The sequence below is a fragment of the Stenotrophomonas riyadhensis genome, from assembly GCF_040256885.1.
Classification (GTDB): Bacteria; Pseudomonadota; Gammaproteobacteria; order Xanthomonadales; family Xanthomonadaceae; genus Stenotrophomonas; species Stenotrophomonas riyadhensis.
In genome coordinates, this window is the sequence record NZ_CP155568.1 from 4,344,979 (window position 1) to 4,363,056 (window position 18,078).

Below are 18,078 nucleotides of genomic sequence, written 5' to 3' on the forward strand. Positions count from 1 at the left end.
CCTCTTTGCCCACGTTGGCCGGGATACTGCGGGAGCCTGTGCGTCCCCCACCGCAGGACGGCCCATTGACCGCCCTTCCCTGGAGAACCTTGCGACGCATGACCTACCGTGCCCCCGAAACCAATGACAGCGCGCCCCTGGCCCAGCAGATCGAGCAGATGATCGACGAGCTGCCCGGCGACCAGGTGAGCGTCGGCACCCTGCTCAGCGCGCTGGGCGATGAAGGCCTGCTGCTGATCGTGATCCTGCTCTCGGCCATCTTCATCATTCCGGTGTCGATTCCCGGGCTGAGTACGGTGTTTGGTGCCTCGATCCTGCTGATCGGCCTGAGCCGCGTACGCAACCGCCCGCTGTGGGTGCCGCAGAAGCTGGCGCGCCGCGAGATCGCCACCGACAAGTTGAAGGCCAACCTGGGCCGTGCGCTGAAGTGGGTGCACCGCATGGAGCGGCTGTCGCGGCCGATGCGGCTGGCGGTGATGGTGCGCTCGAAGAAGATGATGCGCCTGAACAACCTGATGCTGGTGTTCGCGACCCTGCTGCTGATGGCGCCCGCCGGGCCGATTCCGTTCAGCAATACCTTGCCGGCGCTGGCGCTGATGTCGTTTGCGATTGGCTTCATCCAGCGCGATGGTGCGGCGGTGGCGGCGGGTTACAGCTTCGTGGTGGCCACGGTGGTGTATTTCGGCGTGCTGCTGGGGGGCGTGGGGTTCGCTGCCGAATCGGTGTTCAGCGGGCTGCGCGCGGCGCCGTCGGAAGTGTAGAGCCGGGCCCAGGCTCGGCTGCTTATGGTCTTCTGTAGAGTCGAGCCATGCTCGACTGCTGCTGGCAAAAGCAGTCGAGCATGGCTCGACTCTACAAGGGCCAGATCCACAGCAGTCGAGCGTGGCTCGACGCTACAGAGTTACTTGGCAGACACCCGCCACACCACATCACCCACGTCGTCGGCGACCAGCAGTGCGCCTTCGGCGTCCATCGCCATGCCTACCGGTGCGCCCATCAAGGTCTTCTCGTCCTTCGAGGCGAAACCGCTGACCACGGTCTGCGGCCGCCCGGTCGGCTTGCCGTCCTTGAACGGTACGTAGACCACTTCGTAGCCGCTCAGCGGTGAACGATCCCAGCTGCCGTGCTCGCCGATGAAGGCGCCGCCGTGGTACTGCGCCGGCAGTGCCTGGCCGGTGTAGAACAACAGGCCCAGCGGTGCCACGTGCGAGCCGATGGCGTAGTCCGGCACGATCGCCTTGGCCACCAGGTCCGGCCGCTGCGGCTGCACGCGCTCGTCCACGTGCTGGCCGTAGTAGCTGTAGGGCCAACCGTAGAAGCCATCCTCCTTCACCGAGGTGAGGTAGTCCGGCACGAGGTCGGCACCGATCTCATCGCGTTCGTTCGCGACTGCCCACAGCTGGCCGGTGCTCGGCTCCCAGTCCAGTCCGGTCGGGTTGCGGATGCCCGACGCAAAGATACGGCTGCCACGGGTGGCGACGTCCACTTCCAGCACCACCGCGCGGCGGTACTCGACGGCCAGGCCGTTCTCGGTGATGTTGCTGTTGGAGCCCACGCCCACGTACAGCTTGCGGCCATCGCGGCTGGCCAGCAGTTCCTTGGTCCAGTGGTGGTTGATGGTGCTGGGCAGGTCGGTGAACTCACGGCCCTTGTCGGACATGCGGGTTTCACCAGGCACGTAGTGGTACTGCACGATGTTGCCGGTGTTGGCCACGTACAGCGTGTCGCCGATCAGCTGGATGCCGAACGGCGAATGCAGGCCTTCGATGTAAACGTGTTGGGCCCAGGTGTTCGTTCCCGGCGTGCGGCGCAGCAGGGTGACCCGGTTGCCGCCCTTGCCGGCCTTGCCCGAGCGCGCCTTGACCTTGCCGGCGATCCACTGCTTGGGCGAGGTGACCGGTTCTTCGCCGGGGCCATTGCCCTCCACCACCAGCACATCGCCGTTGGGCAGGGTCAACAATCGCCGCGGATGCAGCAGGTTGGCGGCGATGCGTTCGATCTTCAGGCCCTCGGCCACCGTGGGTGACTGGCCCTCGGCCCAGCCCACGCCGCGCGGCACCTGCATCGGCGGCATCAGGAAGTTCTTCGGTGCCGGCAGCGGCGGCTGCGCACCGGACTGGTCGGCGGGATGGTATTCGGCCTTGCCGGCACAGGCCGACAGCATCACGGCCAGCGCCAGGGCGCCGACGGTGGGCAGGATGTGCTTAGCCATGACGGCCTCCCTGCAGCAACGGCGGCTGCAACGACAGCAGGATCAGGCCCAGTGCGATCAGCGCCACGGTCAGCGCCGACAGGATCGTGCCGGGCACCGCAACGGCATAGGCATCGCGGCTGTGCACGAAGGCGTTCCAGATGGCCAGCACCACCGCGACCAGGTTGAGGAAGAAGTCGATGCGGTCGATGCGCGTGGCGGTGCCGTTGCGGCGCCAGACCGTGAACAGGTTGATCAGCCGAGGAATGATGGCGATCAGCAGGCCGAAGGTGATCAGCCAGGCCGCAGCCTTGCCCCACATCACCTCGGCACTGTTGAGATAGATGGCGTCGAAGATCAGCGCGCCGACGAAGAAGCCGAAGGGTATCGGGTTCAGCAGGCTGAACAGCGTGGTGCCAAGGCCGCGATGCGCCTGGGCCAGGGGGTTGACCATCATCGTGCTCCGTGCGGAAGGGTGCACGGGCTGTAGTAGCACAGCGTGATGTGAGGGCGCGCGATGATGCTGGGTAGATCCGCGCCATGCGTGGATACGCGTGCCAACCAAGGTTGGCACCTACCAGATGCGGGCCGCTGCAGTCGTCATTACCCCACGGCATAAGTGTTTGTGACGCAATTGGCACATCTGCAGATTGCTTGTGTGAAGAGGTAGGGGGTTGTTCGTTGTGTCGCGTTTGGCTCGTTGCGATGGGGCAGTTCCGCCCCGCCGTCCTGCCATGCCGATTCACAACAGAAGGATTCGTGTATGAAGCGACACACGCAACGCTCCGCGCCACCGCGCTCCGCGCGCCTGGCCTTGGCCACTGCCCTGGTACTGGGCAGCCTGGCCGTCACCGCACAGGCCCAGCAGGCCGATCCGCTGGCCGGGCGTCAGTGGCATCTGCTCAACACCGGACAGGCCGTACTGGGCGATACCCTGCCGGTGGCCGGCAACGATCTGAACGTGGATGGCCTGTACCGCAACGGCATCCGCGGCCAGGGCGTCACCATCGCCATCGTCGATGACGGCCTGCAGATCGCCCACCCGGACCTGGCCGCCAACGTCGCGGCGGTCGCCGGCAAGAACTTCGCCAACCAGAGCAACAACCCTTCACCGTCCAATCCCGACCGCGACAATCACGGCACCATGGTCGGCGGCATCGCCGGTGCGGTGGGCGCCAACAACCTGGGCGTGCGCGGCGTCGCCTCGGCCGCCACACTCAAGGGCTTCAACTTCCTGGCGTCCAATGCCCAGGGCAATTCGAATTCCAACATCGAGTACTCGTGGTGGGATGGCGCCGAAGTGGCCGACGTGGGGGTCTTCAACAACAGCTGGGGCTCCAGCCCGGGCAACCCCAACCTGCCGCTGGCCTACAGCCAGAACGACATCGCCGCCTATGAGCAGGCCATGTCCGGCACCCGTGGCGGGCGCGGTGGCATCTACGTGAAGGCCGCTGGCAACAATCACAACAACGGTGCACGCTCGGATGGCACCGACATCTGCTCGGCAGACACCAAGAACCGCAACACGGGTTGCATTCCGGCCGGCCGCGACCCGCGTAACAACCTGTTCAACGTGATCACCGTTGCCGCCGTGCGCGCCGATGGCGTGCGCTCGTCCTACTCGTCCACCGGCTCGGCGCTGTGGGTGTCCGGCTTCGGCGGCGAGAACGGCTGGCAGCGCCAGGTCGTGCCGGGGCAGCTGGCGATCCGCTACGATCCGGCCATCCTCACCACCGATGTCACCGGCTGCGCGCAGGGCAGCAACAAGAACACGAGCCTGCGCAACACCTTGGACGGCGACCAGTCTGCCATCGACAGCACCTGCAACTACACAGGAAAAATGAACGGCACCTCGGCAGCAACACCGATGGTGTCGGGTGTCGCGGCGCTGTTGCTGGAGACCAACCCGAACCTGTCCTACCGCGATGTGAAGTACATCCTGGCCACCACCGCCACCCGCACCGATCCGAACCGGGCAGCGGTGACCCACTCCGACGGCCGCGTGCTGGTGCCGGGCTGGACGGTGAATGCCGCCGGCCGTGCCTACAGCAACTGGTACGGTTTCGGTGTGGTCAATGCAGCACGCGCAGTACAGGTCGCAGAGGACTTCCAGCCGCTGGGTGCACTGGTGGATAGTGGCTGGCGCAACACGACGCGTACCGTGGCCATCGGCAATACCTCGGCGGCCGCGGCGCGCCTGACCTTCCAGCTCGCCAACGGTGCGCGCAACATCGAGAGCGTGCAGCTCGGCTTCCGCGTCAACCACAGCAACACCCGCCAGCTGCAGTTCGTGCTGATCTCGCCCAGTGGCACCCGCAGCGTGGTGCAGCCGGCATTCACCGCGATCGGCTCTGGCCTCAATGGTGTCCAGCGCAACTTCACCAACTGGGACCTGCTGTCCAGCAATGCCTTCCTGGATGAGAACGCCACGGGCACCTGGACGCTGGAAGTCACCGACCTGGGGCAGGCCGCGAACGCTGCATCGCGTGGCAACCTCGAATTCTTCAAGATCCGCGTTCTGGGGCACTGATGATGAAGACGACCATTCTGTTGAGCACCCTCGCCCTTGCGGCGATGACCACCACCGCCTGGGCACAGAGTTCGGGCCAGACACCTCCGGCGAAGACCTTGTCGACCGTAGACACGCAGCAGTTGAAGGCGGAGGCCACTGGCCGTTCGTTCAATGTGGGCGGCTCGCGCTTCCAGCTGGCGCCGTCGGCAACCGTGCAGCAGGCCAGCGGCGGCCAGTTCCGGATCACCACCGGGGCTGATGCCAGCGCTGCGGCCGTCGGCACCCGCAGCAAGCGGTCCACGGATGCGTCTACCGGTGTGGCCGCACGTGCGGATGCCGGTACCAGCAAGTTTGCGGCCGCTGTCTCCAACGATGGCGCACCGGTCGTGGCGACCTCGCGGGTCAAGGTGTTCTTCACCGATGCGGCTTCGGCGCAGCGTGCGGCCACCGCCACCGGCGGCACCGTGGTGAAGGTATCCAAGGCCTCCGGCCGCGCGATCGTGGAGTACTCCTCGGTGAACGCGGCGCTGGATGCGACCACCAAGCTGCTGTCGACCGCTGGCATCAAGGCAGCCGAGCCGGACGTGGTGCAGTGGGAAGAAACCAAGTAAGGCGTTGAGTGGTGCCCCCGGCCGGTTGGCTCTCCTGGCCGGCCGGGGGATTGGTGTGGCGGGATGTGCCGACCAACGATCGGCACCCACCCGATTCATTCATCGCGTGTCGACCAAGGTCGACACCTACCGGGGCAGCGGGCGCGACGAACAGTTGGTATCAATCGCGCATGGCCCGGCACTACCGGGCGGCGAGCGTGTCGCTTCGCTTGAGGTGGCAGCTGGCCAACGGGCCGTTGCCGGCGGCCGGGTGGCCGGGCTCCAGCAGCAGGCGCTGCACGTCGGAGAACAGCTTGTCCACCGGCATGCCATAGGGCGCGAACAGGCGCAGGCGGCCCTGGCGGTCGAACACGTAGCCACCGGCGATGTGGCTCATGGTGTAGGTCTCCGGTATCTGACCGGGTTCCTTTTCGTAGAACGCCTTGAAGTCGCTGGCCATCGCGGCCAGTTGTGCTTCGTTGCCGACCAGCGCGATCGCCTTGGGGTCGAAGGCTTCCACATAGGTGCGGGCGACTTCCGGCGTGTCGCGTGCGGGATCGACGCTGACGAAAACCACCTGCAGCTGGTCGGCATCCTTGCCCATCAGGTGCTTGACCTGGCTGAGCTCGACCATGGTGGTCGGGCACACGTCCGGGCAGCTGGTGAAGCCGAAGAACAGATAGGTCACCTGCCCCTGCAGATCCTTGGGCCCGCGCACGGCGCCGTGGCTGTCAGGCATCGACCAGTGCTGGCCGAGCTCTTCGCAGGCAATGTCCTTGGAGTAGAAATCCATGCGCGACTGCGCGCTGCAGCCAGCCAGCAGGCCGATGGCCAGGCCTGCCAGCAGCGGCAGGCGGAATCGGGGAGAGAACAACGAACGGACAACAGCAGCAGGACGCTTCACGGGTACCACCAACGCAGACGCGGGCGGGGTCTCGGTCAGGCCTGCCCTTGGGGGGGAAAGAGGACGGAGGTGCCGGGGTGATCGCGCGGTCCATGCCGATCACCCCGGCCACGGTCAGTTGATCATCATGTGGTAGTGCATGCTCCAGATGATCCAGACCGACAGTGCGACGACGATGAACAGGATCACCAGGGTGAACACGAAGCTGGCCAGGTTCCAGCCGCCTTCGGACTTGCGGTCCATGTGCAGGAAATAGACCAGCTGCACCAGGATCTGCGCCACCGCGAAGCCGACCAGCAGGAACAGCGTGAGCGGCCGCGACAGCACCGGGTTCATCACCAGCGCGAACGGCACCACGGTCAGCAGCGCGCACAGCACGAAGCCGATCAGGTAGGACTTGGTGGAGCCGTGCGCATTGCCGGCGCGCGAGGTTTCGACGTGGGCCATGTCAGAAGGCTCCGATCAGGTAGACGAAGGTGAAGACGCAGATCCACACCAGGTCCAGGAAGTGCCAGAACAGGCTCAGGCACGACACGCGGGTGATGTTGGTCGGGGTCAGGCCGCGGCTGTAGACCTGGTGCATGACCACCGCCATCCAGATCAGGCCGCTGGCGACGTGCAGGCCGTGGGTGGCGACCAGGGCGAAGAACGCCGACAGGTAGGCACTGGTGCTCGGGCCCGCGCCTTCGTGGATCAGGTGCGAGAACTCGTAGATCTCCATGCCGATGAACGAGGCACCGAGCACGAAGGTCACGCCCAGCCAGCGCAGCACCGCCGAGGTGTCGTGGCGATGCATCGCCAGCACGGCCTGGCCGTAGGTGATGCTGGAGACCAGCAGCAGGAAGGTCTCGGCCATCACGAACGGCAGCGAGAACAGCTCCTTGCCGGTGGGGCCGCCGGCATAGGCGGTGCTGAGCACCGCGTATGAGGCGAACAGCGAACCGAACAGCACCAGGTCGGACATGAGGTAGACCCACATGCCGAACACCTTCATGCCGCCCTGTTCGTGGCCATGGTCGTGTTCGTGGTGGTCCTCGTGCGCCTGCGTGTCGCTGGCCAGCTCGGGGCGGGTCAACAGGTTCATGCGCGTACCTCCTTCAGCTTGGCAAGGTTGGCTGCTTCGGTGCGTGCCACCTCTTCGGAACTGACGTAGTAGTCCACGTCCTCGTCATAGGACCGCACGATCAGGGTGACGATCATCGCGATGAAGCTGGCTGCGGCCATCCACCAGATGTGCCAGACCAGGGCGAAGCACAGCACCAGGATCCAGATGTTGAGGATCAGCGGCACGCCGGTGTTCTTCGGCATGTGGATCGGTGCGTACTTCTTCGGCGGCGGCGGCAGGCCACGCTTCTTCGCTTCGTGGAAGGCATCCAGCTCATCGGCCTTGGGCACCACGGCGAAGTTGTAGAACGGCGGCGGCGACGGCGTGGCCCATTCCAGCGTGCGTGCATTCCACGGGTCGCCGGTCAGGTCCAGGTTGCGCTTGCGGTCGCGCACGCTCACGTAGATCTGCACCAACATCAGGATGATGCCCGCGAACACGAACAGTGCACCGATGAAGGCGGCGATCAGGTACGGCGTCCACGCCGGGTTGTCGTACTGGTTCATGCGGCGGGTCATGCCCATGAAGCCGAGCATGTACAGCGGCATGAAGGCCAGGTAGAAACCGATCACCCAGCAGGCGAACGACCACTTGCCCAGGCGCTCGTTGAGGGTGAAGCCGAACACCTTCGGGAACCAGTAGGCGAAGCCGGCCAGGTAGCCGAACAGCGCGCCGCCGATGATGGTGTTGTGGAAGTGCGCGACCAGGAACAGGCTGTTATGCAGCAGGAAGTCCGCGCCCGGAATGGCCAGCAGCACGCCGGTCATGCCACCGATGGTGAAGGTGACCAGGAAGGCGATGGTCCACAGCATCGGCACGCTGAACTCAACGCGACCGCCGTACATGGTGAACAGCCAGGTGAAGATCTTCACGCCGGTGGGGATGGCGATGATCATCGTCATGATGCCGAAGAAGGCATTGACGCTGGCACCGGAACCCATGGTGAAGAAGTGGTGCAGCCAGACGATGAACGACAGGATGCCGATCGCCAGGGTGGCGCCCACCATCGACTTGTAGCCGAACAGCTTCTTGCGCGCGAACGTGGCGGTCACTTCAGAGAAGATGCCGAACGCCGGCAACACCAGGATGTACACCTCCGGGTGGCCCCAGGCCCACACCAGGTTCACGTACATCATCGGGTTGCCACCCAACGTGTTGGTGTAGAAGTTGAAGTCCAGGTAGCGGTCCAGGGTGAGCGCACCCAATGCCACGGTCAGGATCGGGAAGGCGGCGATGATGATCACGCTGGTGACCAGCACGGTCCAGGTGAACACCGGCATCTTCATCAGGGTCATGCCCGGCGCACGCATGCGCAGGATGGTGATGAACAGGTTGACGCCGGTCAGCAATGTGCCGATGCCCGAAGCCTGCAACGCCCAGATGTAGTAATCGACACCCACGCCTGGACTGAACTCGATGCCCGACAGCGGCGGATACGCCACCCAGCCGGTCATGGCGAATTCGCCGACACCCAGCGAGATCATCATCAGCGCGGCGCCGACCACGAAGATCCAGAAGCTGAAGGCGTTGAGGAACGGGAACGCCATGTCGCGCGCACCGATCTGCAGCGGCACGATGATGTTCATCAGGCCGACCACGAACGGGGTGGCCACGAAGAAGATCATGATCACGCCATGCGCGGTGAAGATCTGGTCGTAGTGCTCCGGCGGCAGGAAGCCGTCACTGCCCGGGCCAGCCGCGGCCAGCTGCGCGCGCATCATCAGCGCATCGGCAAAGCCACGCACCAGCATGACCAGCGCCACCACCACGTACATGATGCCGATCTTCTTGTGGTCCACGGTGGTGAACCAGTCACGCCACAGCGGGCCCCACAGCTTGAAGTACGTCACCGCGCCGAGCAGCGCGAGGCCACCCAGCACCATGGCCGCCAATGTGACCACGACGATCGGCTCGTGCAGCGGCACGGCCTCCCACGTCAATTTACCCAACATGTTCGTTACTCCTGGGAAACCTGGACACCACCGGCAGCGCCCGCCGGGGTAGCAGCAGCGGTGTTCTCGCCAACGCCGATGAACTGGTCGATGACCTTCTTGAACAGCAGTGGTTCAACACTGGAGAAGTGCTGCACCGGTGCGTTCTTCGACGGCGCGGCCAGCGCCTTGAACTGCGTGAAACTGAGTGCGTCGGGCGCGCTGCGCACCTCGGCCACCCAGCGCTCGAAGTCTTCATTGCTGCTGGCGGTGGCGATGAACTTCATGTTCGAGAAGCCATGTCCGCTGTAGTTGCCGGACATGCCTCGGAACTGGCCGGGCTCGTTGGCGATCAGGTGCAGCTGCGTGCGCATGCCGGCCATCGCGTAGATCTGCCCACCCAGCTGCGGGATGAAGAAGGTATTCATCGTCGAGTTGGAGGTGATGTTGAACGCCAGCGGGCGGTTGGCCGGGAAGTTGAGCTGGTTGACCGTGGCGATGCCCAGATCCGGGTACACGAACACCCATTTCCAGTCGGTCGCGATCACGTCCACGTGCAGCGGTTCACCGGCCACGTCCAGCGGCTTGTACGGGTCCAGCTCGTGGGTCGACTTCCACACGATCACGGCCAGGCCGGCAATGATCAGCAGCGGCACGCCCCAGACCACGATCTCCACCTTGGTGGAGTGCGACCAGTCCGGCGTGTATTTCGCTTTGGTGTTGCCGGCACGGAAGCGCCAGGCGAACACGAAGGTCAGCACGATGGCCGGTATCACCACGATCAGCATCAGGCCGATGCAGATCAGGATCAGGTCGCGCTGGGCGAGCCCGACCATGCCCTTCGAATCCAGCAGCACCCAGTCACAGCCCGACAGGCCGACGCAGGCCAGGGCGACCAGCGCCAGGCGGATGCGGTTCCAGCAGATATTCATTGGAGGTCAACCCTGTTGAAGAAGCGCGCTTGACCGGCTCGCCTGCGCGCAGCGCCCGGGCGTGGAGCGGCTACACTGTGGGTACGAGGTCGCCTACAAGCAGGCGAACCACTCCAATCAAGCCCATACAAGATACATCATTGTATGGACTTGTGCATCTGTACGTATGGAAAAACTGACCGATGACGCCACCTGCCGCCGGCCGCCGCCTGAAACACCCCAATCGCACCTGGGTTCGCCCCTTCCGCGAGGGCGCCGGCCCGCTGTACCTGCAGATTGCCCAGCAGGTGCGCGAGGCGGTGGATGACGGGGTGCTGCGCCCGGGCGACCGCCTACCGCCCCAGCGCGACCTCGCCCAGCAGGTGGGGGTGGACCTGACCACGGTCACCCGTGCCTTCGCCGAGCTGCGCCAGGCCGGCCTGCTCGACGCCCAGGGCGCCGGCGGTACCTTCATCGCGCTGTCGGCCGGCAACCGCAGCACCTCGGTCGACCTGAGCATGAACATCCCGCCGCTGCTGGGCAGCGCGCCGTTCGCACAGGGCATGGAGGCCGGCTTCCAGCACGTGGGCCAGCAGCTGGGCCAGGGCGAACTGATGAGCTACCACGTCGGCGCCGGCACTCGCGAGGACCGCGCCGCTGCGGTGCAGTGGCTGGCGCCGATGCTGGGCACGGTCGGCGCCGACCAGGTGGTGATCTGCCCCGGCGCGCAGACCGCGCTGTGCGCGCTGATCCTGGCCCGCACCCAGCCGGGCGAACTGATCGCCGCCGAGCAGCTGACCTACCCGGGCCTGCTGGCCGCCGCGCGCGTGCTGCAGCGGGGCGTGGTGCCGGTGGCGATGGACGCCGAAGGCATGCTGCCTGAAGCGCTGGAAGAGGCCTGCCAGCTGCGTCGCCCACGCCTGCTGTACCTGGTGCCGACCATCCAGAATCCGACCACGGCAACGATGTCGGCACAGCGCCGGCAGGCGCTGCTGGCGGTCGCCAAGCGGCACGACATGACCGTGATCGAAGACGATCCGTACTGGTTGCTGGCCGGAGACGCCCCACCGCCGCTGGCCGCACACCGCGATGCCGGCTGCCCGGTCTATTACATCTCCACTCTGTCCAAGTGTCTGGCCCCGGGCCTGCGCACCGCCTACCTGGTGGTGCCGGCCGGCGAGCCGATGGAACCGGTGCTGGATGCGCTGCGCGCAATCGCGCTGATGCCGACCCAGTCGATGGTGGCGGTGGCCTCGCAGTGGATCCGCAGCGGCCAGGCCCAGGACATGGTGCAGCGCTTCCAGCAGGAACTGCGCGAGCGCCAGGCCATTGCCGCCCGTTACCTGCCAGCCCGTGCCCAGGCGCATCCGGCCGGCCTGCATGTGTGGCTGCCGCTGCCGCCGCGGCTCGACCAGTACCGGTTGATCCAGGCCGCACAGGAGCAGGGGCTGGGCATTGCCAGCTCCGATGCCTTCAGCGTGGAAGAACCGCCACCGGGCAATGCGATCCGCCTGTCGTTGGGCGGCGCGGTCGACCAGGGCGCGCTGGCCGGGGCACTCGCCAAGCTGAACGAGATCCTGTCCGAGGCCCCCGAGGCACGCCACAACGCCATCGTCTGAACGGGGCGCATGGCGCTTTATCCATACAAGATGATATTTTGTATGCAATGTATGGATGAAGGGACGTGCATCGATGCGCGCCGAGAAACTGAAGTTCCACCTGGTGATGGCCGGGTGCGGTGGCTTTGTGGTGCTAATGCTGGCCGCACTGGCCTGGGTCTGCCTGCAGCCACAGACCGTGGACGTACAGGCCGCCGAACGCCACGCCATCGAGCAATGCGTGCAGCGCAGCGAGGATCCGTCGCGTAGCGAGATCCAGCGCCGCGCGCAGGCCGATTCCTGCCGTGAGATGCGCAAGCAGTACGTGCACAAGTTCGGCCGGGAAGATTCCTGATGGGCGCAGCCGCGCCGCGTCGCCGCTGGCTGCTGCCGACGATGATCGCCCTCGCCTGCCTGTTCATGGCCGGCGTCGCGGCTGCGCTGTGGCAGTACTTCGGCTACAGCGCGCAGTCCACCTTCACCGAACAGGCCATCGTCTTCGACGATTCGCAGCTGCGCCTGCCGGCCGATCTGGCCGGTGATACCGGCCGCATCCGCGTGGTGCATTTCTGGGACCCGGCCTGCGGCGTGTGCAACCGCGAGACCGGTGCGCACCTGAGCTACCTGATCAGCATGTACCGCCGCGCCGGCATCGACTTCTATGCCATCCGCCGCCCGGGTACGCAGGGCGAGCTGCCCGAGCCACTGCGCAACAAGGTGATCAACCTGCCGACCATCGACGGCATCGAACACATTCCGGCCAGCCCCGCCGTAGCCATCTGGGATCGCCAGGGCCACCTCGCCTACGCAGGACCGTACAGCATCGGCATGGTCTGCAACTCGGCCAACAGCTTCGTCGAACCGCTGCTGGACAGACTGGTGCGCGGCGAGGCCGTGCGCCCGAAAGGACTGCTTGCCGTGGGCTGCTACTGCCCCTGGCAGGCCAAGCGCTGAGGACGCGCAATGACATCACTGACGCTGGCCGGCGTGGCCGCCGCAAACAACAACGGCGGTCACCTGTCCGAACCGACCGATGGTTATGGACAGGCTCCCGCCGTTGGAAGCAACGATACGCCCCGACATGCTCCGTACATGCCGCGACCGGATGTCGCAGCCCGCGAATGGGTGCAGGACGTACTCGCGCACAGCGGGCCGATCTACCTGCGCATCGTCAACTCGCTGGAACGCACGGTGCGCCGCGGTGGTCTCGCACCGGGACAGCGCCTGCCTTCGCAGCGCGCGTTGGCGCAGCAGCTCGGCATCGACCTGACCACGGTGACACGGGCATTCGATGAAGCACGCAAGCGCGGCCTGATCGAAGCGCGTGGACCACAGGGCAGCTTCATCGCACCGCCCAAGGCCGGCTTCGACCAGGTGGTGGACCTGAGCATGAACGTGCCGCCGGTGCCCGACGCCGATGCGCTGGCCGAGACGCTGCGCCGTGGCGCCGCCGCCGTGCTTGCACGCAGCAACGCACCGAACCTGATGACCTATCACCTGGGCGGCGGCAACCTGACCGATCGCCACGCGGCGGCGCGCTGGCTGCAGCCGATGCTGGGAAAGGTGGACGATGCCTGCCTGCTGCTGACCGAAGGTGCACAGGTGGCGCTGGCCGCGATCCTGGTCAGCCAGGGCCGCGACAACGACGCGATCCTCTGCGATGCGCTGGTCTATCCGGGCCTGCTGCAGGCCGCCGCCGCACTGGGCCGGCGCCTGCTGCCGGTGGACAGCGACGAACACGGCATGTGCCCCGATGCACTGGCCCGGCTGGCGCGCGAAAGCGGCGCGCGGTTGGTCTATCTCAATCCCACCTGCCAGAACCCGACCGCGCTGACCCTGCCGCTGCAACGGCGCGAAGCGCTGGCACGCGTGCTGGAGCGCGAAGGCCTGCTGGCGATCGAAGACGATCCGTACTGGCACCTCGCCGAGGATGCACCGACACCGCTGGCGGCGCTGGCACCGCGCCATGTGTTCTACGTGGCGACGCTGTCGAAGGTGATCAGCCCCGGCCTGCGCACCGCTTTCGTGCGCAGCCCGAGCGCGGCGCATGCCGAGGCGATGACGGCTGCACTGCGGGCAACGCGGTTGATGGGCCATCCGCTGGTCTCGGCGCTGGCCAGCCAGCTGCTGCTGGATGGTTCGGCGCAGTCACTGCTGGCGCAGGTGCGCACCGAGGCGCGCGAGCGCATGCGCATGGCCCGCTACCTGCTGGCGCCATCGCTGCTGCAGCGGGCTGAAGGCCTGCATGCCTGGTGCCGGATACCGGCACCGTGGACCGATGCCACGCTGGTGCGCACCGCGCAACTGCAGGGGCTGGCGATTGCACCGTCATCGGCGTTCTGCCCGCCGGGGGTACAGCATCAGAACGGGGTGCGGCTGTCGTTGGGGCTGGCGGCGGACCGTCGGCAGCTGGAAAGTGCGCTGCGGCGGATTGATCGGTTGTTGTTGTCGGATGCGTTGCCGGCGATCGAGCGGTAGGCCTGGTAGTGCCGGCCGCTGGCCGGCAACGGCGTGCACGGATCAGGAGGTTGCCGGCCAGCGGCCGGCACTACCCCAATGCCACCAGCGCCTTCACCAGCGCATCGATCTGCTCCGGCCGGGTGAACACTGACGGCGTCACCCGCACGCAGGCGCCGGAGTCCAAACCATCGCGATGGGTGGTGAACACGCGATGCTCATCCAGCAGGCGTTTCTGCAGCGCGAGGTTGTCAGCCACGCTGGTGTGCCCGCGCAGGCGGAAGCTGGCCAGCGCACTGGCCAGCGCCGGGTCCGCCGAGGACAGCACTTCGATATGCGCCATCTGCCGCGCCGGCACGGTCCAGCGCTCACGCAGGTAGCGCAGCCGCGCCTGCTTGTTGGCCACGCCGATGCGCTGATGCAGGGCAATGGCGTCCGGCAGTGCCAGGTAGGCGGCGAAGTTGACCGTACCGGTATGCACGCGACTGCCCACGCGGCCATCGTCGGTTTCACCCATGTAGGGATCCAGGTCGGCCACGCGCCCCTTGCGCACGTACATCGCGCCGACGCCCACCGGCGCACCGATCCACTTGTGCAGGTTGATGCCGACGAAATCGGCCTTCAGCTGCGGCACCGCGTAGTCGATCTGGCCAAACCCATGCGCGGCATCGACGATCACATCGATACCGCGTGCTCGCGCGCGTTCGGCAATCTCCGCCACCGGCAGCACCAGCCCATGGCGATGGCTGACCTGGGTCAGCAGCACCAGTTTCAGGCGTGGCAGCCGCGCGAATGCGTCCTCATACGCCTGCAGGATCTGCGCGTGGTCCGGCACCGCCGGCAGCGCGATACGCTCGACCTGCACGCCGCGACGCTGCTGCAGCCAGCGCATCGCGCCGATCATGCTGTCGTAGTCGATGTCGGCGTAGAGCACCTGGTCGCCGGGCTGCAGGCGGTTGTAGCCGCCGATCAGCGCCAGCATCGCCTCGGTGGCGCCGCGGGTCAGTGCAATCTCGTCGGCGGCCACGCCCAGCAGCTCGGCCACCTGCCGCTGCACCGCCATGTACTGCGCCGGAAACTCGCGACGGCCATACCACGCGTTGCCACGGTTCACCTCGGCGGTGTGGCGCTGGTAGCTGGCCAGCGTCTCGCGGCCCATCGCGCCCCAGTAGCCGTTCTCCAGATGGTTCACTTCGTCGGTGATGTCGAAGTGGCTGGCCACGGCGGCCCAGTAGCCTTCATCGCGGGCCAGCACGTCCGGCGCCACGGTCGTTGCGGGAATCTGCATGGGCGCAGCGTAACGCGCGGCGGCCATGGCGGGCAGTGACGACAATGCGGCTGCGGCGGGCAGCAAGGTGCCGGCACGCAGCAGGGAGCGGCGGGTACGGTCCATCAGAAGCTCAGCCGGTACTGCGCGTACAGGTTGGCGCCATCGGTGTCGTACGGTGCGTTGCGCGAGTAAACCAGGCCGCGGCTGGCCTGGAAGACCGCCTCATCCGGATAGCGGTCGAGCACGTTGTCGGCACCCACGCGCAGGCTGTGGTGCTCGTTGATGCGGTACCCCACGGCGAGGTCGAGGAAGCTCATCGCGCCGAAGCGCTGGTAGATGTCGCCCACCGCATTGCCGCTGGCGTCGGTCCAGGCACCGTAGTAGCGCATGCGCGCCATCAACGACCAGGCACCGATGTCCCAGCTGCCGGTCAGGCTGCCCTTGTGCTCGGGCAGGCGGTCTTCGAACAGCACGCGCTGGGTTTCGTTGGTGGCCACCGAGGTGCTGCCGTTGTCCACCCGCGTACGGTTGTAGTTGTAGGCCAGGGTCAGCGTCATGCGACCCGTGCCGAGGTCGCGCAGGTAGTTGCCGACCACGTCCACGCCGGTGGTGGTGGTATCGAAGTCGTTGGTGAAGTAGTTCACCGAGGTATAGCCCAGCGGATTCGGCGTGCCGGCCGGAATGGCGAAGCTGGCCGACTGGCTGAAGCGGTCGGTGAGCTTGATCTGGTAGACATCCACCGAGCCGGACAGCCCCAGGTCGGTGCGCCAGGTCAGGCCCAGCGACGCGGTACGCGATTCCTCCGGCTTCAGCGGCCTGGCACCGAGCAGCTGGGCCAGCGGATCGTTCGGCGACAGGCGGCCACTGGTGAAGATCTGCAGCGTGCGCGTATCCAGGCCCTGGGTGGTGCTGGTGGTATTGAGCTGCGCCGGTGTCGGTGCGCGGAAGCCTGTGGACACCGTGCCGCGCAGGGCCACGTCCGGGGTGATCGCGAAGCGTGCCGACAGTTTGCCGTCCAGCGTGCTGCCAAAGCTGGAGAAGTCCTCGTAGCGGCTGGCCGCACCGATGCTCCAGCGCTCGCCCAGCGGCACTTCCATATCCACGTAGGCGGCCTTGCTGCGCTGGCTCCACTGCCCGGCCTGGCTGGCCGAGAAGCCCGGCGCACCGTTGGAGTTGGCTTCCAGGCCAGCGGCAGCGCCCGGGCCCACTGCGTACGAAGCCGGATCACCGGCACGCACCTGGTAGGTCTCCTGGCGGAACTCGCCACCGAAGGCGACGTTGATCGGCTTGGACAGCGCAGCCACATCCCACTCGTAGTTGAAGTCGGCGTTGGCGTTCTTCTCGGTCTGGGTCAGGCGGCCGAGATCGAATGCGGTCGGGCTGACCGGGCCGAGCGAGGCGTTGATCGAATTCTTCAGGCTGTAGTCGATGGCGTTGCGGCCATACGACGCGCTGACATCCCAGCGCAGCTTCGGGGTGATCTCGCCACGCAGGCCACCGACCAGTTGCAGGTCGTTCTGGACGTTGCCGTACTGCGGGCTGAACCCCACTGGATAGATCGAACGCAGGTTCCAGCCGGGGAAGATCGCCGTGGTGCGGTAGGCACCGGTGGTGGTGTCCGGATTGCGCCAGTTGAAATCGCTGACGCCATCGCTGTGGCTGTACAGGCCGAACGCATACAACTCCAGCGTGTCGCTGGCATTGGCCTTCACGTTGAAGCCGACACGGCGGCTTTCCAGTTCCGGCTGGCCCCAGCGCTGTACCGGGTTGGGCACGTCCAGATCCGGATGCGCGGCCTGGAAGGCGATCGCATCCGGGCGCTGGCGGGTGCGGGAGGTGGCGTCGGAGTTGGACGATTCGGCGAACAGCACCAGGCTGCCATAGTCACCCAGCGACCAGCCGGTGCGTGCGCTGAAATCGCGCGAGGCGCCATCGCCCTGCGCATACTGCGAATAGCCGGCGGTGATCTCGGTACCGGGGCCATCCTCCAGAATGATGTTGATGACGCCGGCGATGGCATCCGAGCCGTACTGCGCCGACGCACCATCGCGCAGCACTTCGATGCGCTTGATCGCACTGGTCGGAATCTGTGCCAGGTCGGCCGCCTGCGCGCCACGGTTGCCGAGCAGCGCGCTGCGGTGGAAGCGACGACCGTTGACCAGCACCAACGTCTGATCCGGCGACAGGCCACGCAGCGTGGCCGGGCGCACGAACACCTGACCGTCCGCCATCGGCAGGCGCTGCACCACGAACGACGGCACCAGCTGCGCCAGCACGTCCTTCAGGTCGGTGGATTCAACGGACTTGATGTCTTCCTTGGTGAACACGTCCACCGGCGCCAACGTTTCGAACTGGGTGCGGTTGGAGGCGCGGGTGCCGGTGACCAGCATCGCGTCGAGCTGGGTGGGCGCCGCACGGCTGCCCGCCGGGGCATCGACCGCATCGGCCTGCGCTGCGATCGCGCCTCCTGCGCTGGCCATGGAAAGGGCGAGGAGGATGGAACGCGAAAGCTTCGAACGATGCACGGCAGGGCTCCGGGAGGACGCGACAGGGCCAGCACCTGCAGGGATATCGCAGGCCTGGACAAGGCGCGCAGTCTCGGCGCGATC

16 protein-coding genes are annotated in these 18,078 nt (G+C 66.4%); 7 read left to right on the forward strand and 9 right to left on the reverse strand.

Going from position 1 to position 18,078, the window contains the following annotated elements; genetic code table 11:
• Positions 1 to 98 precede the first annotated feature (98 nt).
• Complete coding sequence (locus SriyCCGPB3_RS20080; RefSeq protein WP_153854729.1) at positions 99 to 761, forward strand: exopolysaccharide biosynthesis protein; 663 nt, start codon at positions 99 to 101, stop codon at positions 759 to 761.
• Positions 762 to 901: 140 nt separating this feature from the next.
• On the opposite strand, the gene SriyCCGPB3_RS20085 is transcribed toward SriyCCGPB3_RS20080, so the two are convergent.
• Both SriyCCGPB3_RS20085 and SriyCCGPB3_RS20090 read right to left on the reverse strand, forming a co-directional pair.
• Complete coding sequence (locus SriyCCGPB3_RS20085; RefSeq protein ID WP_153854730.1) at positions 902 to 2,212, reverse strand: PQQ-dependent sugar dehydrogenase; 1,311 nt, start codon at positions 2,210 to 2,212, stop codon at positions 902 to 904.
• Positions 2,205 to 2,645 (reverse strand): DUF2231 domain-containing protein, encoded by a 441-nt coding sequence (locus SriyCCGPB3_RS20090; protein WP_153854868.1) that lies wholly within the window; start codon positions 2,643 to 2,645, stop codon positions 2,205 to 2,207. The genes SriyCCGPB3_RS20085 and SriyCCGPB3_RS20090 overlap by 8 nt, the downstream gene beginning before the upstream one ends.
• Positions 2,646 to 2,954: 309 nt before the next feature.
• Here SriyCCGPB3_RS20090 and SriyCCGPB3_RS20095 point away from each other — a divergent pair, with 309 nt between their 5' ends.
• Complete coding sequence (locus SriyCCGPB3_RS20095) at positions 2,955 to 4,721, forward strand: S8 family serine peptidase (protein ID WP_110714014.1); 1,767 nt, start codon at positions 2,955 to 2,957, stop codon at positions 4,719 to 4,721.
• Positions 4,721 to 5,314: a DNA breaking-rejoining protein gene (locus SriyCCGPB3_RS20100; RefSeq protein WP_153854732.1), complete on the forward strand. Its 594-nt coding sequence runs from the start codon at positions 4,721 to 4,723 to the stop codon at positions 5,312 to 5,314. Before SriyCCGPB3_RS20095 ends, SriyCCGPB3_RS20100 begins: the two co-directional genes overlap by 1 nt.
• A 181-nt stretch (positions 5,315 to 5,495) precedes the next feature.
• Here SriyCCGPB3_RS20100 and SriyCCGPB3_RS20105 read toward each other — a convergent pair whose 3' ends face one another.
• The 5 genes from SriyCCGPB3_RS20105 to cyoA all read right to left on the reverse strand — a co-directional run bounded on the left by SriyCCGPB3_RS20105 (position 5,496) and on the right by cyoA (position 10,165).
• Positions 5,496 to 6,167 (reverse strand): SCO family protein, encoded by a 672-nt coding sequence (locus SriyCCGPB3_RS20105; protein WP_110714015.1) that lies wholly within the window; start codon positions 6,165 to 6,167, stop codon positions 5,496 to 5,498.
• Positions 6,168 to 6,311: 144 nt separating this feature from the next.
• Positions 6,312 to 6,644: a cytochrome o ubiquinol oxidase subunit IV gene (cyoD, locus tag SriyCCGPB3_RS20110; protein WP_006399830.1), complete on the reverse strand. Its 333-nt coding sequence runs from the start codon at positions 6,642 to 6,644 to the stop codon at positions 6,312 to 6,314.
• A gap of 1 nt (position 6,645) precedes the next feature.
• Complete coding sequence (gene cyoC, locus SriyCCGPB3_RS20115; RefSeq protein ID WP_153854733.1) at positions 6,646 to 7,281, reverse strand: cytochrome o ubiquinol oxidase subunit III; 636 nt, start codon at positions 7,279 to 7,281, stop codon at positions 6,646 to 6,648.
• On the reverse strand, positions 7,278 to 9,254 hold the full coding sequence (gene cyoB / locus SriyCCGPB3_RS20120; RefSeq protein ID WP_006474876.1) for a cytochrome o ubiquinol oxidase subunit I: 1,977 nt from the start codon (positions 9,252 to 9,254) through the stop codon (positions 7,278 to 7,280). The genes cyoC and cyoB overlap by 4 nt, the downstream gene beginning before the upstream one ends.
• A 5-nt stretch (positions 9,255 to 9,259) precedes the next feature.
• Positions 9,260 to 10,165, reverse strand: coding sequence for a ubiquinol oxidase subunit II (gene cyoA, locus SriyCCGPB3_RS20125; RefSeq protein WP_153854734.1), 906 nt, complete (start codon positions 10,163 to 10,165; stop codon positions 9,260 to 9,262).
• 182 nt (positions 10,166 to 10,347) lie between these two features.
• On the opposite strand from cyoA, the gene SriyCCGPB3_RS20130 reads away from it, so the two are divergent.
• Genes SriyCCGPB3_RS20130 through SriyCCGPB3_RS20145 form a run of 4 tightly spaced genes read left to right on the forward strand, consistent with a single transcriptional unit; the run spans position 10,348 to position 14,220 of the window.
• Complete coding sequence (locus SriyCCGPB3_RS20130; protein WP_153854735.1) at positions 10,348 to 11,763, forward strand: PLP-dependent aminotransferase family protein; 1,416 nt, start codon at positions 10,348 to 10,350, stop codon at positions 11,761 to 11,763.
• 55 nt (positions 11,764 to 11,818) lie between these two features.
• A complete protein-coding gene (locus SriyCCGPB3_RS20135) occupies positions 11,819 to 12,097 on the forward strand; it encodes a hypothetical protein (RefSeq protein WP_005414763.1) in 279 nt (92 codons plus the stop codon).
• The gene (locus SriyCCGPB3_RS20140) at positions 12,097 to 12,696 is read left to right on the forward strand and encodes a DUF6436 domain-containing protein (RefSeq protein WP_153854736.1); all 600 of its coding nucleotides are present in this window, start codon (positions 12,097 to 12,099) and stop codon (positions 12,694 to 12,696) included. Before SriyCCGPB3_RS20135 ends, SriyCCGPB3_RS20140 begins: the two co-directional genes overlap by 1 nt.
• Positions 12,697 to 12,705: 9 nt before the next feature.
• On the forward strand, positions 12,706 to 14,220 hold the full coding sequence (locus tag SriyCCGPB3_RS20145) for a PLP-dependent aminotransferase family protein (RefSeq protein ID WP_153854737.1): 1,515 nt from the start codon (positions 12,706 to 12,708) through the stop codon (positions 14,218 to 14,220).
• Between the two features lie 70 nt (positions 14,221 to 14,290).
• On the opposite strand, the gene SriyCCGPB3_RS20150 is transcribed toward SriyCCGPB3_RS20145, so the two are convergent.
• Both SriyCCGPB3_RS20150 and SriyCCGPB3_RS20155 read right to left on the reverse strand, forming a co-directional pair.
• Positions 14,291 to 15,592, reverse strand: a complete 1,302-nt coding sequence (locus SriyCCGPB3_RS20150; RefSeq protein ID WP_153854738.1) for an aminotransferase class V-fold PLP-dependent enzyme — start codon at positions 15,590 to 15,592, stop codon at positions 14,291 to 14,293.
• On the reverse strand, positions 15,592 to 17,994 hold the full coding sequence (locus SriyCCGPB3_RS20155) for a TonB-dependent receptor domain-containing protein (protein ID WP_180854525.1): 2,403 nt from the start codon (positions 17,992 to 17,994) through the stop codon (positions 15,592 to 15,594). Before SriyCCGPB3_RS20155 ends, SriyCCGPB3_RS20150 begins: the two co-directional genes overlap by 1 nt.
• Between the last annotated feature and the right edge of the window lie 84 nt (positions 17,995 to 18,078).

Bases quoted from the DNA above. Each gene is read 5' to 3' on its own strand.
- SriyCCGPB3_RS20080 (WP_153854729.1), top strand. From the start codon at position 99: ATGACCTACCGTGCCCCCGAAACCAATGACAGCGCGCCCCTGGCCCAG.
- SriyCCGPB3_RS20085 (WP_153854730.1), bottom strand. From the start codon at position 2,212: ATGGCTAAGCACATCCTGCCCACCGTCGGCGCCCTGGCGCTGGCCGTG.
- SriyCCGPB3_RS20090 (WP_153854868.1), bottom strand. From the start codon at position 2,645: ATGGTCAACCCCCTGGCCCAGGCGCATCGCGGCCTTGGCACCACGCTG.
- SriyCCGPB3_RS20095 (WP_110714014.1), top strand. From the start codon at position 2,955: ATGAAGCGACACACGCAACGCTCCGCGCCACCGCGCTCCGCGCGCCTG.
- SriyCCGPB3_RS20100 (WP_153854732.1), top strand. From the start codon at position 4,721: ATGATGAAGACGACCATTCTGTTGAGCACCCTCGCCCTTGCGGCGATG.
- cyoD (WP_006399830.1), bottom strand. From the start codon at position 6,644: ATGGCCCACGTCGAAACCTCGCGCGCCGGCAATGCGCACGGCTCCACC.
- cyoC (WP_153854733.1), bottom strand. From the start codon at position 7,281: ATGAACCTGTTGACCCGCCCCGAGCTGGCCAGCGACACGCAGGCGCAC.
- cyoB (WP_006474876.1), bottom strand. From the start codon at position 9,254: ATGTTGGGTAAATTGACGTGGGAGGCCGTGCCGCTGCACGAGCCGATC.
- cyoA (WP_153854734.1), bottom strand. From the start codon at position 10,165: ATGAATATCTGCTGGAACCGCATCCGCCTGGCGCTGGTCGCCCTGGCC.
- SriyCCGPB3_RS20130 (WP_153854735.1), top strand. From the start codon at position 10,348: ATGACGCCACCTGCCGCCGGCCGCCGCCTGAAACACCCCAATCGCACC.
- SriyCCGPB3_RS20135 (WP_005414763.1), top strand. From the start codon at position 11,819: ATGAAGGGACGTGCATCGATGCGCGCCGAGAAACTGAAGTTCCACCTG.
- SriyCCGPB3_RS20140 (WP_153854736.1), top strand. From the start codon at position 12,097: ATGGGCGCAGCCGCGCCGCGTCGCCGCTGGCTGCTGCCGACGATGATC.
- SriyCCGPB3_RS20145 (WP_153854737.1), top strand. From the start codon at position 12,706: ATGACATCACTGACGCTGGCCGGCGTGGCCGCCGCAAACAACAACGGC.
- SriyCCGPB3_RS20150 (WP_153854738.1), bottom strand. From the start codon at position 15,592: ATGGACCGTACCCGCCGCTCCCTGCTGCGTGCCGGCACCTTGCTGCCC.